Annotated in this window: 11 protein-coding genes; 7 read left to right on the top strand and 4 right to left on the bottom strand. The window is 51.7% G+C overall.

All coding sequences use genetic code 11. The features are described 5' to 3' along the window. Positions 1-30 precede the first annotated feature (30 nt). Both AC5RDV_RS03615 and AC5RDV_RS03610 read left to right on the top strand, forming a co-directional pair. Positions 31-1527, top strand: coding sequence for a glycoside hydrolase family 10-like protein (locus AC5RDV_RS03615; RefSeq protein WP_040603025.1), 1497 nt, complete (start codon positions 31-33; stop codon positions 1525-1527). Between the two features lie 17 nt (positions 1528-1544). Then, a complete protein-coding gene (locus AC5RDV_RS03610; protein ID WP_282748010.1) occupies positions 1545-2342 on the top strand; it encodes an alpha-1,2-fucosyltransferase in 798 nt (265 codons plus the stop codon). A gap of 73 nt (positions 2343-2415) precedes the next feature. Here AC5RDV_RS03610 and AC5RDV_RS03605 read toward each other — a convergent pair whose 3' ends face one another. The 4 genes from AC5RDV_RS03605 to clpB form a co-directional block, all read right to left on the bottom strand. Next, positions 2416-3591, bottom strand: a complete 1176-nt coding sequence (locus AC5RDV_RS03605) for a PepSY-associated TM helix domain-containing protein (protein ID WP_278455824.1) — start codon at positions 3589-3591, stop codon at positions 2416-2418. A 9-nt stretch (positions 3592-3600) separates the two neighbouring features. Then, the gene (locus AC5RDV_RS03600) at positions 3601-5007 is read right to left on the bottom strand and encodes a DUF4374 domain-containing protein (RefSeq protein WP_282748009.1); all 1407 of its coding nucleotides are present in this window, start codon (positions 5005-5007) and stop codon (positions 3601-3603) included. Between the two features lie 33 nt (positions 5008-5040). Beyond that, on the bottom strand, positions 5041-7359 hold the full coding sequence (locus tag AC5RDV_RS03595) for a TonB-dependent receptor (protein WP_276788432.1): 2319 nt from the start codon (positions 7357-7359) through the stop codon (positions 5041-5043). Positions 7360-7702: 343 nt separating this feature from the next. Then, on the bottom strand, positions 7703-10303 hold the full coding sequence (gene clpB / locus AC5RDV_RS03590) for an ATP-dependent chaperone ClpB (RefSeq protein ID WP_008628763.1): 2601 nt from the start codon (positions 10301-10303) through the stop codon (positions 7703-7705). Between the two features lie 200 nt (positions 10304-10503). Between clpB and AC5RDV_RS03585 the strand changes: the two genes are divergently transcribed. The 5 genes from AC5RDV_RS03585 (at position 10504) to AC5RDV_RS03565 (ending at position 16553) form a co-directional block, all read left to right on the top strand. Continuing rightward, positions 10504-10716 (top strand): hypothetical protein, encoded by a 213-nt coding sequence (locus tag AC5RDV_RS03585; RefSeq protein ID WP_276788408.1) that lies wholly within the window; start codon positions 10504-10506, stop codon positions 10714-10716. 500 nt (positions 10717-11216) lie between these two features. After that, entirely contained in the window at positions 11217-11798 is a 582-nt protein-coding gene (locus tag AC5RDV_RS03580) for a DUF6621 family protein (RefSeq protein ID WP_282748008.1), read from the top strand. A gap of 154 nt (positions 11799-11952) precedes the next feature. Continuing rightward, on the top strand, positions 11953-13146 hold the full coding sequence (locus AC5RDV_RS03575) for a saccharopine dehydrogenase family protein (protein WP_008628754.1): 1194 nt from the start codon (positions 11953-11955) through the stop codon (positions 13144-13146). Positions 13147-13226: 80 nt separating this feature from the next. Further along, complete coding sequence (gene recA / locus AC5RDV_RS03570) at positions 13227-14267, top strand: recombinase RecA (protein ID WP_040603023.1); 1041 nt, start codon at positions 13227-13229, stop codon at positions 14265-14267. A 90-nt stretch (positions 14268-14357) separates the two neighbouring features. After that, positions 14358-16553 (top strand): GH92 family glycosyl hydrolase, encoded by a 2196-nt coding sequence (locus AC5RDV_RS03565; protein WP_282748007.1) that lies wholly within the window; start codon positions 14358-14360, stop codon positions 16551-16553. Positions 16554-16565: the final 12 nt, after the last annotated feature.

Genomic DNA, 16565 nt, shown 5'->3' with positions numbered 1-16565 from the left:
TTATTGTATTTTTGCACGGAAATAACGTGAATGATGAATAAAAAATCACTTTTGCTTTTGATGATGTGGCTTTGCAGCTTTGCGTTGCAGGCCCAGTTGTCGCCCAAACGGGAGTTTCGCGGCGCATGGATACAGTGTGTGAACTATCAGTTTATGGGGTTGGGTACGGCAGAGATGCAGCGTACGCTGACGTACCAGTTGAATGAACTGCAAAAGTGCGGTATCAACGCCATACTGTTTCAGGTGCGCCCCGAGTTCGACGCGCTTTATGCCAGCAGCTTCGAACCGTGGAGCCGTTATCTGACCGGAAAGCAAGGCACGCCGCCTTCTCCCTATTGGGATCCGTTGCAATGGATGATAGCCCAATGTCATGCACGGGGGATGGAGCTGCATGCCTGGATCAATCCTTACCGGGCCAAAACGAAGGGTACGAAGGAACTGGCTGCCACACATGATTACAGAAAGCATCCCGGGCGGTATTTCTGGTATGGCGAACAACTGATTATGGATCCGGGGATGCCTGAGAACCGGGACTACATTTGCAACGTCGTGACGGACATCCTGTTGCGTTATGACGTGGATGGCATCCATATCGACGATTACTTTTATCCTTATCCCGAAAGCGGTTTGCGCATCCCGGACGACCAGACGTATGCGCGTTACGGGAACGGGATGAACCGCGATGACTGGCGGCGGGAGAACGTGAACCTTTTCATCCGCCAGTTGCACGACTGCATCCATGCCGTGAAGCCTTGGGTGAAGTTCGGCGTGTCTCCTTTCGGTATTTACCGTAACTTGAAGAGCGACCCGGAGAACGGCAGCAATACGCGCGGACTGCAGAACTATGACGATCTCTATGCCGATGTGCTGAAGTGGGTGAAGGAAGGTTGGGTGGATTATAACATTCCTCAGGTGTATTGGGAAATCGGGCATTCCGCAGCAGATTATGATACACTGATACGTTGGTGGAGCGAGCATGCCGGCCACAGGCCGCTCATCATCGGGCAGGACGTGGACCGCACGGTAGCCAAAGCCGACCCCGTGGACCCGAACAAACACCAGATGGAGCGCAAGATGGCCTTGCAACGTTCGCTGCCTAACATCGAGGGCAGTTGCCAATGGTATGCCAAGGCCGTGGTGGACAACAAAGGAAACTATGGCACGATGTTGCGCAACTATTACCACCGTTATCCGGCTTTGCAGCCTGAGATGCCGTGGATAGACCACAAGCGGCCGAAGAAGGTGCGCAAGCTGACTGCCTTGTGGACGGAAGACGGCTACATGCTGTTTTGGCGTGCGCCAAGGGGAAAAGGCGAGATGGACCGTGCGTGTCAATACGTGGTTTACCGTTTTGCCGAGGGCGAGCCTGTAGATTTGGAATATGCCGAGAATATCGTGGCGATTACGCCGAACACTTTCTATAAACTGCCGTACGAGGACGGAAACCGGAAATATACGTATGTGGTGACGGCACTCGACCGTCTGCAAAACGAGTCGAAAAAGGTGAAGAAGAAAATACGTCTTTAGAATTGTATGCGGACGGCATGAAAATCGTTTGTCTGAAAGGAGGACTGGGGAACCAGATGTTTGAATATTGTCGTTTCCGGGATTTGATGGACTCCGGAAACGGTAAGGTTTATCTGTTTTACGACCGCCGTAGGTTGAAACAGCATGATGGATTGAGGCTTTCCGATTGTTTTGAACTGGAATTGCCTTCCTGTCCGTGGGGGATAAGACTGGTGGTTTGGGGGCTCAAGATCTGTCGTGCCGTAGGAGTTTTGAAAAGGCTGTATGATGATGAGAAGCCCGACGCCGTGTTGATAGACGATTACAGCCAGCATCGGCGTTTTATACCGAATGCTCGTCGTTACTTCTCTTTCCGTCAGTTTTTGGCAGAACTGCAGAGTGGTTTCGTACAGATGATAAGAGCCGTGGATTACCCGGTATCGGTACACGTGAGGCGCGGAGATTATTTGCATCCTTCGAACTCGAGTTTCGTTTTATGCGGAGTGGACTATTTCCGGCAAGCCATTGCTTATGTCAGAAAGAAGAGGCCCGATGCGCGTTTCTTTTTCTTTTCCGACGATATGGAATGGGTGAGGGAGAATCTTTGGATGGAGGATGCCGTATATGTGGAACATACGGAACTGATGCCCGACTACATGGATTTATATTTGATGACTTTGTGTCGTGGGCATATCATTTCCAATTCCACGTTCAGCTTTTGGGGGGCATATTTGGCCGTAGACGGCAACGGTATGAAAATCTATCCTCGTCGGTGGTTCCGCGACCCGACATGGATCAGTCCGCCTATTTTTTCGGAGGAGTGGGTCGGGTTATAGGATATAAGATACGTCCCCGGGAATTTCCGTTTGGGATTTCCCGGGGACGTGTGCATTACGTAGAATGAAGGTGTTAACGTTTCCGTCGAGACGAGAACTTTCGTTTGTACCACAAGTAATAGCCGCTGAGCGGGAGAATCCCTCCGATGAAAGCAGCCAGGAAATAAAGCACCTTGGTCCATAGGCCGCCCCAGGAGCCGGTGTGGAAGGCATAAAACCAACCTTTCAGCGTCTGTGAGGCCGGGGCATCCTTATAATAGGTTATGGAACCGAGGCGACCTGTTTGCGGGTCAAATTGTATTTTATCCGTTTGACGACGGTCGGTATTCGGGTTGGGGGCTACTTCTATGCCTTCCGTACCCAACTTGACCGACTTGTAGGTCGGATAAATCTGGCGGACAGCGTCTGCGGCTTTGTCCCATACGGCATAATTGAAAGTGTTTCCTTCCCGGCCTTTTTCTCCCCTGATATGCTGCTGTCTTTCCGGCCGGGACTGTTTTGCGGTATCTTTCCGTCCCTTTTGCTGAAATTCCGGTCGAGGCGTGTTTTCCTCTTTTGGCGCGGTGCCACCGAAAAGGGAATAGGCGGCAGTGCGGTACCAAGTGAACGACCAGGTAAGCCCGGTCAGTGCCATGACGAGGAGGAATGGTGTGGCGTAGAAACCGAGCGATACGTGACTGTCGTACCAGAAACGCCGCCATCCTTTGTTGCAGGATACTTGAAGGCGGTTTTTCAGAGCCTTTTTGGTTTTCGGTATCCAAATCACCACACCACTGATGAGTATCGCAACGAAGACCAACGTAGTGACACCGACGATCGTTTTACCCACGGTCTTGTCTCCTTTCCGGGGCGGGACATCCATTAGCCAACGATGAAGTTTGCGCATGATCTGAAAGAAAGGATAGCTTTTGTTCCATCCGTTTATCTCGCCGGTGTAAGGGTTTACGCTTAGCGTCTTGCGGTTTAAGTGCTCAAAGCTGACCATCCAGGCTTCTTCCGGGTCGCCTGACATTTGCAGGCCGGAAATCTGCAATGAGTCCGGAAGTTGCATGCCGAGCTTCGTGACCAGTTCGGAAGGCGTGAGCGGCTTTGCCCCGTCCTCTGCTTCGACCCGGTAAAAGCCGGGATTCAAGGCACGGGTGACATCCTGCTCAAATACCAACGCCGCCCCCGAAAGGCAGACGACGCTGATAATGATGCCGAATGGAAGGGAAAACCAAAGGTGAATCTTGGCGAATGTTTTTCTCATATCCCAAAATTAGTTCGTAGCAGACAGTTTGCCGATGGCCGACACGCTGTTGTGGGTAATGATGGTCAATCCTTTGGTGGCTTTAGCCGTGGCCGGGTCTATCTTGTAGAGTGCCGGAGCGTCGCCGTCTGTGGTCGTGACCGGAATGTAGGCCACGCCATTGTCGCTGAAAGGAATACCGAAAGACGAAATCTTGTCTTGGGCCGGCAATCCCTCGGTTACTTGGGTCAGCGTGCCGCTTTGGCCCTTGAATACGGCCAATTCTTTGGTCGGTGCATTCTTGCCGCTCATCGTTCCTTCGCTGTACATCTGAAGCAAGAAATAGTCGGCCGTGATATGCCAACAACGGAACATCGGATGTCCGGTGCCTTGTGACTCGAGGTTATAGTAGTAATCCGGGTCGAAAGTGGTCTGGCCGGCCTTGATGCGGACAACGCCCGAAGGCAGTTGTCCTGTGACTTTCTTCAGGTCGGCAGAAGAGGTGGCCGTACGTCCGTAGCCCGGAGAGAATACATAAAGGTCACCGTTGTCCGCTGCCCAAATGGTTTGATAGTATTGTGATTTCATACGTCCGCAGGCGAAGCCAATCTTATCGGTTTCCGCAATGACCGGAGTATCGTTGAAGCTGTCCCCACTGTAAATAGCTATGGAAGCCTTGTCCGGATATTGGGTCGAAGGGATTTGCCCGGCTGTATATTTTCCGGAACCGCTCCCCCCGTCTTGGGTTGCTATGAGGGCTTGATCCGTGACTTTTTCGGGGTAGGTGTTCACGCCGTAGTGGCTCATGCCCATGGGGACTACCGAGGTGTAGAGCTTGCCGTTGGCTTCTACGAAACCGGCAAAGCTGACGATTTCTCCGTTACCCAGGAAGTTTTCCGCGATGCGCGTACCTGTTGTCGTATTACCGGTATGTACGTTTAGATAGTTGAACTGCAAATATTTGGCATAATGGCCTTTGGAATCTTTCTCTTTCGAGCCATCGTTGGTGGAAGACGTGATGACATTGTCGCCCCATGTCCCGTATGTCGTTACACGGTTGAACGTATATTCCCGTGCTTCTTTTACTTTTCCGGTTGTGGCGTTCAGGACATAAGAGGCTCCGGTACCCGCATTTCCATCGTTATATTGCAAGCCGAAGAGGTATTGCTGCCCGTAAAATACCCAGTAGGATGCACCGATGGCTTCCGTGCCGTTGCCCAATACCGTCACGGTACCTTCGTCGAGTGTCTCGCTAGTGACGAGATAAGTACCTTCGTCAGCTTTGGCTGCAATGACGTATTTGCTTGTACCCGGAGCCGTGGCGCCGCCATTGCCATTGCCTCCGCCGGGAGTGGTGTCGTCGTCGCTGCACGAAGTCAATGCGCCACCGGCGCAGAGGGCGGCAGCAAGCGCCCAAGTGAAGAATCTTTTTTCCATGTTTTTAATTATTTATTGAGTGAATGATGCTGTTTATTTCCCGAAGTATACTCTTACCTTTCCATAGAAAGCCCGTCCGGCCTTTTGCAGGCTGTAATTGTCGTAAAGCTTTTCGTCCGTCAGGTTACGGCATTCGAGTGAAAAGTTGTAACGTCCCTTGGCCACACTGTAATTCAGCGTGAGGTTGTGGGAGAACTGTTCGGGGACGCGTGCTTTGGTGTCCGGGTCGCCGAAGTCTTCCCAGTACAAGGGGAACTCGTGTTGGTAATAGCTGTCGTAGGTGAGCGAGAGCATGTTGCCTTTGCCGAACAAGTCATGCCAGTAGAACGACGCGTCGAAATTGGCGTAGCGGTAGGGTTGGTTGGGGATGCGCTGTCCGTAGGTCAGCGAAGCCTGCCCCGTGCCTTCGGCCAACCGTTTCTCACGGTCGATGGCGTCCATGCTGTTGAACGTCCCGCCCAAGCTGAACCAGTCCGCATAGCTGTAACGCAAGGAGACATTGTACCCTTTGGTCTTGACCCGTCCGTGGTTCTCGTAGAATCCGAAGTCCATGCCGCCCACGTTGTCCAATCCGCGACGGATGTAATCCTTCGTGTCGCGGTAGATGAGGCTTCCCTCCATGTACAGTCCGTGTTTGCCGAATCGCGGAGTGTAGCCGAGGTTGAAGTTGACATTGTCGCTTTTTTCGGGACGCAGGTTCGCCCGCCCGGCTTCCAGGTCTTCGTCGCCGAAAAGTTCGTCAGTCGAGGGCAGGCGGTAAGCTTTCTCGTATGACAACTTGGCCTGCAGGTTTTTCAGGATGAAGTAAGTCCCTGCGGCCCCGTAGCCGAAAGCACTCGTCTTTTGCGACATCTGTATGTAGTTGCCGATACCGTCGTCGCTTTGGGATACGGGGCCTTCGTTGTATTGGTTGTAATACTTGCCGAACACCGTGGCGTTCCATTTCTCTGTAGGCATGAAGCGGTAAGACAGTCCCGTGACGTTCTTGCGGGAACGCTTGGGGATGCTGAAGTCCGAAAGGCGCGAACTTCCTGAGACGTACGAACGGGTGGTGCGTTCAAAAGTGCTCAGCACATGGTTGAACGTGACCAAATGGGCGTGGCCGATGCGGTAGTTGGCCGTGAGCGTACCGTTCCAGTTCTTGTTCTTGGCCTCGTTGTTCTGGTTGGATTGCTCCCCCGGCACGCCGGTATATTTCCGTTGTCCCAACCAGTTGTATTTGTAAGATGCCGTATCTATGTTGTGGGTGATGTTGTGGTTGTAGTTGACATTGGCCATGACATCGAGTCCCTCGACCCACAAGTTGCGTTTGCGGTATTCCAAAGAGGGGATGAACGAGAAGCCATGGCGGTGTTTTTCTCCGAACACGACTTTCTGCAATACTCCGTTTTGTATTTCCTTATAAAAGTGGGTGTAGCTGAAGCCCAGCATCAGGCGGTCGGCCCATTTCTTGTCGGCCACCCCGATTTTGCCGCTCACGGCTTCGTTGTGGAAACGGTCGTTGAAACGTTTTATATGGTAAATCTTCGTCTTGTCGGTGTTCTCCGAAATGCCGTCATCGCTGAATTCCGTAACGTAGTAATCAATGTAATAGTTGTTGTCCGAAAAATTCTGGAAAGCGTTGATTTCATACAGCAGGCCGTTCTTGAACGACTGGCCGAAGTTGACGAAAGATTTGTGGGTGTTGAACGAGCCGTAAGAATAAGAGGCATCGGCAAACCAACCGAGTTTCCTTTGGTTGGTGACGATATTGATGACCCCGCCCAAGGCATCGGTACCGAAACCGACGGGAACCACTCCGCGGTAGACCTCGATGCGTTCGGCGAAGTTCACCGGCAGGTTGTTCAGATTGAGGGCCGTTCCGGCTCCTTCCTGCGGTACGCCGTCGATAAAGACCTTGACGTGTTTGCCCGTAAAACCGTCGAGCATGAGTTGCATGTCCGAACCCATTCCGCCCGTCTCGCGCAGCTTGACGCCCGGAACGGTGGTCAGCACCTCGGCCAGGTTCTTGTTCAGTCCGGCCATGCTTTTCAAGTCTACGGCCACTGCGTTGAATGCCGATTTGTTGATGCGGCCCACGTGGCTTGCTTCCACTTTCACTTCGGCCAGTTCCATATCTTTCTGGTGCATTTTGACATTCAACTTCTGGCGTTCGCCGGCCTGGAGAGTGACGGTACGTTCCACCGTGGCGTATCCCATAGCCTTAAACACCAATGTGTGTTTTCCCGCGTCGACTTTCAAATGATAGATTCCTTTTTCATTGGGACGTGTTCCGATAGAAGTTCCTTTGACTTGTACGGTGGCAAAGTCCATGATTTCGTTAGAAGTGGAGATGACCTTGCCTGAGACCATGGCCTGTTTTTGGGCTTGTCCTGAAAGGTGGCCTATTCCCGTAATAAATACCAATGTAAGGCTTAACAATCTGATTACCGTTTTCAATGTTTGATGAGTTTAGGAGGTTTGTTTTGCGAATGCAAAGATACGACTTGGAAAGCGTGTCTTGCAATCGTGGAAAGTCGGTAATTTGCCGGATTGGAAAATACTTGTTTTTGGGTATTGTGGTGTTGCTTGATTGTTTTATAAGGTTATGTCAGCAGAGGAATGGACACATGGATACTTGAAAGTAAGTATATTGTGAAATACGAACAAAAAGAGCGGGAATGTGTGGTTTCACATTTCCGCTCTTTGTTTATGCTTAGTTTCTGAATACCAATCCGTTTCCGTCCGCATCCACGATGATGGGTCTCGTCCGGTCGATATGCTGTGCCAGCATGGTCTTCGACAAGTCGTTCAGCAGGTAACGCTGGATGGCCCGTTTGACCGGACGGGCACCGAACTCGGGATCGTAACCCGCATCGGCCAGGAAGTCCAGGGCGGCATCGGTCAGTTGCAAGGCTACGCCGTTGCCCTCCAACATCTTGGTGATACCGTTGATTTGCAGGCGCACCACCTGTTTGATTTGTTCCTGTGTGAGCGGCAAGAACATGATGGTCTCGTCGATACGGTTCAGGAACTCCGGACGGATGGTCTTCTTCAGCATGCCGAGCACCTCTTTTTTCGTCTCCTCTATGAGGGCTTCGCGGGCTTGTGCGCCGGTCTCCGGTGCCAGTTTCTCGAACTGGCTCTGGATGTAACCGCTCCCCAGGTTGCTCGTCATGATGATGATGGTGTTCTTGAAATTCACCACGCGTCCCTTATTGTCGGTCAGACGGCCATCGTCGAGCACTTGCAAGAGGATGTTGAATACGTCCGGGTGTGCCTTTTCTATCTCGTCGAACAAAACCACCGAATAAGGTTTGCGGCGTACGGCTTCCGTGAGTTGTCCGCCCTCGTCGTACCCTACGTATCCCGGAGGCGCACCGATCAACCGGCTCACGCTGAATTTCTCTTGGTATTCCGACATGTCGATACGCGTCATCAGCGTCTCGTCGTCGAAGAGGTATTCGGCCAAAGCCTTGGCCAGTTCGGTCTTGCCTACACCGGTCGTTCCCAAGAAGATGAACGAGCCGATGGGGCGTTTCGGGTCTTGCAGTCCCGCACGGCTGCGCCGCACGGCATCGCTCACGGCCTGTATGGCCTCGTCCTGCCCGATGACCCGTTTGTGGAGTTCCTCTTCCAGATGGAGCAACTTCTCGCGTTCGCTTTGCAGCATCTTGCTCACGGGAATGCCCGTCCAACGGCTTACCACGTCGGCGATGTCTTCCGAGGTCACTTCCTCTTTAATCATCGCGTCTCCGCCCTGTGTGTCCTTTAACTGGTCTTGTATCCGGTTGATTTCGTCCTCCAAAGCCTTGAGCTTGCCGTAGCGGATTTCGGCCACCTTGCCATAGTCGCCTTCGCGTTCGGCCCGTTCGGCCTCGAACTTCAACTGCTCGATCTGCTGTTTGTTCTGCTGGATTTTGTTCACCAGTCCGCGTTCGGCTTCCCATTTGGCCTTGTAGCTGCTTTCCTGTTCTTTCAGTTCGGCAATCTCCTTGCTCAGTTGTTCCAGTTTGGGCTGGTCGTTTTCCCGTTTGATGGCCTCGCGTTCGATTTCCAACTGTTTCAACCGGCGTTCGATTTCGTCCAGTTCTTCCGGTACGGAGTCACGCTCCATGCGCAGTTTGGCTGCCGCTTCGTCCATCAGGTCGATGGCCTTGTCCGGGAGGAAACGGTCGGTGATATAGCGGTTGGAAAGTTCCACGGCGGCGATGATGGCATCGTCTTGGATACGCACCTTGTGGTGGTTCTCATACCTTTCCTTCAGCCCCCTCAGGATGGAAATGGTGCTGAGCGTGTCCGGCTCGTTGACCATGACCGTCTGGAAACGGCGTTCCAGTGCCTTGTCCTTCTCGAAGTACTTCTGGTATTCGTCCAACGTGGTGGCACCGATACTCCGCAACTCGCCCCGTGCCAAGGCAGGCTTCAGGATGTTGGCGGCATCCATGGCACCCTCGCCCTTTCCTGCGCCCACCAACGTGTGGATTTCGTCGATGAAGAGGATGATGCGCCCTTCGCTTTTCGTCACTTCGTTGATGACGGATTTCAGACGTTCCTCGAATTCCCCTTTGTATTTGGCACCGGCAATCAGCGCACCCATGTCGAGGGAGTAGAGTTGTTTGTCTTTCAGGTTTTCCGGTACGTCGCCCCGCAGGATACGATGGGCCAGTCCTTCCACGATGGCCGTCTTGCCCGTACCCGGTTCGCCGATTAATATCGGGTTGTTCTTCGTACGTCGGCTCAGGATTTGCAGCACGCGCCGTATCTCTTCGTCCCGTCCGATGACCGGGTCGAGCTTTCCGCTCCGCGCTTCTTCGATGAGATTCTTGGCATACTTGTTGAGCGCCTGATAAGTGTCTTCACTGTTTTGAGAAGTCACTTTTTCCCCTTTTCGCAGTTCGTTGACGGCAGATGCCAGTTCCTTTTCGGTGATGCCTGCGTCCTTCAGTATTCTGGAGGCCGTGCTTTTCACGTTCAGCAAAGCCAGAAGCATCGGTTCGAGCGAGACGAACTCGTCTCCGCCCTTGGAAGCGTAATCCTGTGCCCGTGTCAGCACTTCATTGCTTTCACGGCTCAGGTAAGGTTCGCCCCCCTGGACCTTTGGCAGCGAAGCAATCTGGCTTTCCAGTACCTGTTCGATTTGCCGGCTGTTGACTCCTAATTTCTGAAAGAGGAAATTCGTGACATTTTCTCCCACTTTGAGGATACCGGCCAACAAGTGTTCCGGTTCGATGGCTTGCTGTCCCCTTGCCTGTACAAGGTTGACGGCTTCCTGAATGGCCTCTTGAGCCTTGATGGTAAATTTGTCAAAAGTCATGGTTGTTTCCTTTCTATATTTAATTGTTTATTTTTCTGTTTCCCAACGTGGCGTTGTCGAGCCACACTTATCTCGTATCAAAATGTTTGCCATAAGGCGTAGACTGACAAAATGTCATGAAAGATGAAAATATGGCAGGCGGAACGCTTCGCGGGCTGACGGAATCGGCAGATGTGGTTTCATAAAAGAGACAAGCTCCTTTGTCAAAAAGTCAAATCGGCCTTCATGAGAATCCGTTATTTGCGTCCTTGTCCGGGTGGCTTCGGAAATACGCGATTCTCGCAGGGGTGGCGGAGAAGCTGTTTGTCAGCTACAGGAGGCTTACCGGTAACATCCGGAAAGCCGGGTGGCAAGGTTCTGCGCAGGAGAGTGGAGGAGGTGGTAGCACAAACCGGACGGACGTGGCATTTTGATATCCGTTTTTTACAGGTGGAAATGTTTCAAATAGAATGAAATCGAACCGGAAAAAGCTTTTCCCACGTCGTTTTCAGGTGCTTTCCGCTTCCATGTACGGACATTTCCCGTACGACATGCGGAGAAAAAAAATGTTTTTTCAGCCGAATGGAAAATCAATCTCTTGAGATTGAAACGCGTTTAGGCTTAAAAAGATAAAAAAACGAACTTCAAGTGTGAAAAAATGTATCTGGAAACGTCCCGAAAACGTCTGGAACCATGATTTATAAAGGTTTTATCGCTGTACCGTATTGTCTTTTTGCTGTCATTTTGAAAGCAAAAAGGCAGAGTGGGTCACAAGAAAACTTCGTTTTCGTTTGCCTCTGCACCCGCCTTTCGCTATCTTTGTTTCACGAAGATAGGATGCGGCTCGGCAGTCTTTCACTCAAAAGCAAGCTTTTGGCTTGGAACTGCGCTCGCCTTTCGCTATCTTTGTAAACGGAAAACAGTACTACATAAAATGGAAAAAACGAAATGGAGTGAGAATGTCATTCTGGTGGATGCGGATTACGTGGATGCCGTGGCGTTCAATTTAATCGTGAATTTCGAGCGGATGCTGAACCGTCCGATTCCTAAAGCCGACCTGGCGCAATGGTTGGTTTGCGCGGCTTTGGACGGGGGAGTCGGCGAGGGGAAGAACGACATACAGGTCGTGTTGATTCACGGCAAGGGGCGGAAAGCCTTGGACAACTTCACGCCCTCGGACTTCGAGGCCGAGCTTGACGGCAAGGCGTTCTGCGACGGGCATTTGGGGGAGTTCAAATTGAGTTCCGTACAGGTGGAGAACTTGGTGGACGGAGATGCCCTCTATTTGCAGTCGCTCGAGGCGTTGGCCGACGAGAAAGGTATCAAACGACTGGTCATCGTGCCGGACGTGGAGAAATACGGTCTTCGAGTACGCGAGATTTTGGGCCGGGCCGAGGGCAAGGACGTCACGTTGCTGGCCATGGAGCCTCAGGCCGGGAGAGGGTTCCGGCAGGAGATTCTCGGTTATTCGTTGATGAATGCGTTGGGCATCAGAGGGGACGAAATTTGCGATTAAGCGAGAACAGACCGAACTTGTTCGAGTCTGCCGAGCGTGGGCAAATTATCTAATTCAAATAAAAATCAAAAAAACAGGCTTTTTCTTTGCTTCTTGGAAAAAGTCATTAACTTTGCATCCTATACATATTTAATTATAATACCGAATTCAAAAAATGGGAAAAGTTTTAATTATCGGTGCCGGCGGTGTGGCCACGGTAGCAGCGCACAAAGTGGCCCAGCATCCGGAAGTGTTTGACGAAATCATGATTGCCAGCCGTACGAAGGCCAAATGCGACGCCATCGTGAAGGCCATCGGGAACCCGTCTATCCAAACGGCAAAGGTGGATGCCGACAACGTGGAAGAGTTGGTGGAACTGCTGAACGGTTACAAGCCGGACATGGTGATGAACCTGGCCTTGCCTTACCAGGACTTGACCATTATGGAAGCTTGCCTGCAAACCGGGTGCAATTATCTGGATACGGCAAATTACGAGCCGAAGGACGTGGCTCATTTTGAATACAGTTGGCAGTGGGCCTACAAGAAACGTTTCGAGGAGGCCGGACTGACCGCCATCTTAGGGTGCGGTTTCGACCCGGGCGTTTCCGGCGTGTATACGGCATACGCGGCCAAACATTATTTCGACGAAATCCATTACCTGGACATCGTGGACTGCAATGCGGGGAACCATCATAAGGCTTTTGCCACAAACTTCAATCCGGAAATCAACATCCGCGAAATCACGCAGAACGGGCGTTATTACGAGAACGGACAGTGGGTGGAGACGAAGCCCATGGAAATCCATAAGGACCTGACGTATCCGAACATCGGTCCGCGCGACTCTTATTTGTTGTTCCACGAAGAACTCGAATCGTTGGTGAAAAACTTCCCGACCATCAAGCGTGCCCGTTTCTGGATGACTTTCGGGCAGGAATACCTTACGCATCTGCGCGTGATTCAGAATATCGGTATGGCACGCATAGACGAGGTGGATTACAATGGGGTGAAAATCGTTCCGTTGCAGTTTCTCAAGGCCGTGTTGCCCAACCCGCAGGATTTGGGTGAAAACTATGAAGGCGAGACCAGTATCGGTTGCCGTATCCGTGGGGTGAAGGACGGAAAAGAACTGACTTATTACGTGTACAATAATTGCAGCCATCATGCCGCTTATCTGGAGACCGGCATGCAGGGGGTTAGCTATACGACGGGCGTGCCGGCCATGATCGGGGCCATGATGTTCCTGAAAGGCATCTGGAAGAAGCCCGGTGTGTGGAATGTGGAAGAGTTCGACCCGGATCCGTTCATGGAGGAGTTGAACAAGGACGGGCTTCCGTGGCACGAAGTGTTCAACGGCGACCTTGAACTTTAATCCTGCATTTCCCGGAAGGCATCCCTTGCCGGGGTGCTGTGGGGAGGTGGAACATAGATGATTTGATTATAAAAAAGAATATGGCAAAGAAAGAAGAAGAAGCAGTTTTGTTTGCGGGGCCGAATACGGAAAAGCTGAAGGCCTTGCAAGCTGCAATGGACAAGATAGAGAAGAACTTCGGAAAGGGTTCTATCATGAAACTGGGCGATGACCACGTGGAACAAGTGGATGTGATTCCTACGGGATCCATCGCTTTGAATGCCGCTTTGGGCGTGGGGGGATACCCTCGCGGACGTATCATAGAGATTTACGGTCCGGAAAGTTCCGGTAAAACGACCTTGGCCATCCATGCCATCGCCGAGGCGCAGAAAGCCGGCGGGATAGCCGCGTTTATCGATGCGGAACACGCCTTCGACCGCTTTTATGCCGCCAAGTTGGGCGTGGACGTGGACAATTTGTGGATTTCTCAGCCGGACAACGGGGAGCAGGCATTGGAAATAGCCGACCAGTTGATCCGTTCGTCGGCCATTGACATTATCGTGATAGACTCCGTGGCAGCCTTGACGCCGAAGGCCGAAATCGAGGGTGACATGGGGGACAACAAGGTCGGCCTGCAGGCCCGCTTGATGAGCCAGGCCTTGCGCAAACTGACCTCCACGATCAACAAGACGAACACCACTTGTATTTTCATCAACCAGTTGCGTGAGAAAATCGGCGTGATGTTCGGTAATCCGGAGACGACGACCGGCGGTAACGCTTTGAAGTTTTATGCCAGCGTACGCTTGGACATCCGCCGTGTGACGAGCATCAAGGACGGCGACGAGGTGATTGGAAACCAAGTGCGCGTGAAAGTGGTGAAAAACAAGGTGGCACCTCCTTTCCGTAAGGCTGAATTTGAAATCACTTTCGGAGAAGGCATTTCCAAAATCGGCGAAATCGTGGACTTGGGTACGGAACTGGGCATTCTGAAGAAGAGCGGTTCGTGGTACAGTTACAACGACACGAAGATAGGACAGGGAAGGGATGCCGTGAAAAAGATGTTGAAAGACAACCCCGAACTCTGCGACGAAGTGGAAGGACTGATTGCGGCAGCCTTGCAGGATGCCAATTCCAATCCGTGACAATATCCCTTTTTATGAACGAAAAGAATGGCCGTAGGGCTGTTCTTTTCCGTTTATTTGTAAGACAACCCTAACCAAATTTTTAATAACATGAGAGTATTACGAACTTTATTTTTATTGATGAGTGTGGCTTCGTGTCCTGTTGTCATGTCGGGAAAAGCCGCAAAAACAGCTAAATTCCATGTGGATGAGGTGAGTATGATGATTGGTACGGACGGTAGCCATGAGACGGAATACGGGGGGACGACTCCGGCCGTGGGCACGCCGTTTGCCATGACCCAATGGTGTGCGGCGACCCGTATTAACGGCATATCCCGTACGATGTATCGCCATTGCGATTCGGTCTTAATCGGTTTTATGGGCACGCACCAACCGGCCATCTGGATGGGGGATTACGGGTTCATGACCCTGATGCCCCAAAGTGGGGAACTGAAGATTAAGGCGAAGGACAGGCAAGTACGTCTGGACCGTGGGAAAGAAGTGGCTAAGCCTTATTATTACAAGGTGTCATACGCTTCGGGAAAACATGGCGGTTCGGAGATTACCACGGAAATGACGGCGACTTCACGTGCGTCTTTCTTCCATGTCACATACCCAAAGGATGAAAAAGCCTTGCTTTATTTGGAGGCCGGAAGGGAAAACGAAGGAGGCTTCATACGCATCTATCCCGACAAGCGTGAGGTGCATATATATAATAAGGAAAGGCATGATGCCCATTTGGGGCCGGCCTTGCCGGGGTTCAAGGGATATTATGTGTTGAAGTTCTCCCAAGACTTCGCCGGTTACGGCACATGGCGCGACGGGGCGGTCAGCGGAAAGTCTGTACAGGCGGAAGGTGGTTCTGTAGGCGGATATGTCGAGTTTCCTGCGGGGACGACGTGGGTTGATGTGCGTATCGGCAGTTCTTTTATCGACTTCGAGCAAGCTGCGGTGAACCTGTCGAAAGAGATTCCGGCCAGGTCTTCGTTTGCATCCGTGACGAAAAAAGTGAAAAAGGAATGGGAGGAAAAGCTTTCCAAGATAGACTTGGAGGGGGCGAGCGAAGAAGACCGTACGATATTCTATACGGCATTTTTCCGTACCTTGCAGTATCCTCGGGAGTTTTCGGAATATGGCCGTTATTACAGTCCGTTTGACGATAAGGTGCATCAGGGCGTTTCCTATAATGCTTATTCTTTGTGGGATACTTTCAGGGCTGAACATCCTTGGCTGCAAATCATGGCGCCCGAACGGGTGGATGACATGGTTACGGCATTGGTACAAATGTATGAAGAGGGCGGTTGGATACCCAAATGGCCGAATCCTACCTATACGAATATCATGATCGGCACGCATGCGGACGCTGTGATAGCGGACGCTTACGTCAATGGCTTCCGCGATTATGACGTGGAGAAGGCGTATGAAGCGATTCGTAAGGATGCCTACGTGCCTCCTACGGGTGACGATAAGTCGCGTTGGGGTGACCGCGAATGGTGGAACGGGGGATATGAAGCACGGGGCGGATTGACCAATTATCTGAAAAACGGGTATGTGGCCGATGACAAGACCAATGAATCCGTGGCCCGTACGTTGGAGTTCGCTTTAAGCGACTATTGCATTGCCCAAATGGCAAAGGCTTTGGGAAAAACGGCTGATTATGAAGATTTAATGAGAAGGGCAAAGAATTACCGCTATTTGTATAATCCGAAAACGAAACTTTTCCAAGCGCGTAATGCCGATGGCAGTTGGGCCGGGGAGCATTCAGGGTTTACCGAAGGGGCCAACTGGACTTATCAATTTTGTGTCATGCAGGATGTGCAGGGGCTGATAGATTTGATGGGGGGTGACGAGTCTTTTGCCGCAGCGCTCGATAACGTGTTCGACAACGGGCATTACCGGCATGACAATGAGCCTGGCCACCATTATGTGTATCTATATAACTATTGCGGTCGTTTCGACAAGGCGCAAGAACGTATTCCGGAAATCTTGGACACTCATTACAGGAACGGGGCGGACGGGTTGTCGGGAAATGACGACTGCGGACAGATGTCCGCCTGGTATCTGTTCAGTTCGTTGGGCTTTTATCCGGTGACTCCGGCATCGGGAGAATATGCGTTGGGGATTCCGAGGTTCCCGTCGGCCCGTGTGGAACTGCCGCATGGCAAGGTGTTGACAGTTCGTGCCGAAGGGCTGAAAGGACATAAGCATCTGCCGGTTATTCTTTTTAACGGAAAGAAACTGGATGCGCCTTTTATTGACATCCGTGACTTGATGAAAGGCGGAGTTTTGGAGTTTAAAGCCGAGTGAAAAAGCCGTGAA

This window comes from Paraprevotella sp. (assembly GCF_986071375.1).
This window is presented reverse-complemented; position numbering and strand designations above follow the sequence as displayed.

What these genes read in the sequence shown, in the direction of transcription:
- AC5RDV_RS03565 (WP_282748007.1), top strand. Translation starts at nt 14,358, where the DNA reads ATGAGAGTATTACGAACTTTATTTTTATTGATGAGTGTGGCTTCGTGT.
- AC5RDV_RS03615 (WP_040603025.1), top strand. Translation starts at nt 31, where the DNA reads ATGATGAATAAAAAATCACTTTTGCTTTTGATGATGTGGCTTTGCAGC.
- AC5RDV_RS03575 (WP_008628754.1), top strand. Translation starts at nt 11,953, where the DNA reads ATGGGAAAAGTTTTAATTATCGGTGCCGGCGGTGTGGCCACGGTAGCA.
- clpB (WP_008628763.1), bottom strand. Translation starts at nt 10,303, where the DNA reads ATGACTTTTGACAAATTTACCATCAAGGCTCAAGAGGCCATTCAGGAA.
- AC5RDV_RS03600 (WP_282748009.1), bottom strand. Translation starts at nt 5,007, where the DNA reads ATGGAAAAAAGATTCTTCACTTGGGCGCTTGCTGCCGCCCTCTGCGCC.
- AC5RDV_RS03610 (WP_282748010.1), top strand. Translation starts at nt 1,545, where the DNA reads ATGAAAATCGTTTGTCTGAAAGGAGGACTGGGGAACCAGATGTTTGAA.
- recA (WP_040603023.1), top strand. Translation starts at nt 13,227, where the DNA reads ATGGCAAAGAAAGAAGAAGAAGCAGTTTTGTTTGCGGGGCCGAATACG.
- AC5RDV_RS03605 (WP_278455824.1), bottom strand. Translation starts at nt 3,591, where the DNA reads ATGAGAAAAACATTCGCCAAGATTCACCTTTGGTTTTCCCTTCCATTC.
- AC5RDV_RS03595 (WP_276788432.1), bottom strand. Translation starts at nt 7,359, where the DNA reads ATGGTCTCAGGCAAGGTCATCTCCACTTCTAACGAAATCATGGACTTT.
- AC5RDV_RS03580 (WP_282748008.1), top strand. Translation starts at nt 11,217, where the DNA reads ATGGAAAAAACGAAATGGAGTGAGAATGTCATTCTGGTGGATGCGGAT.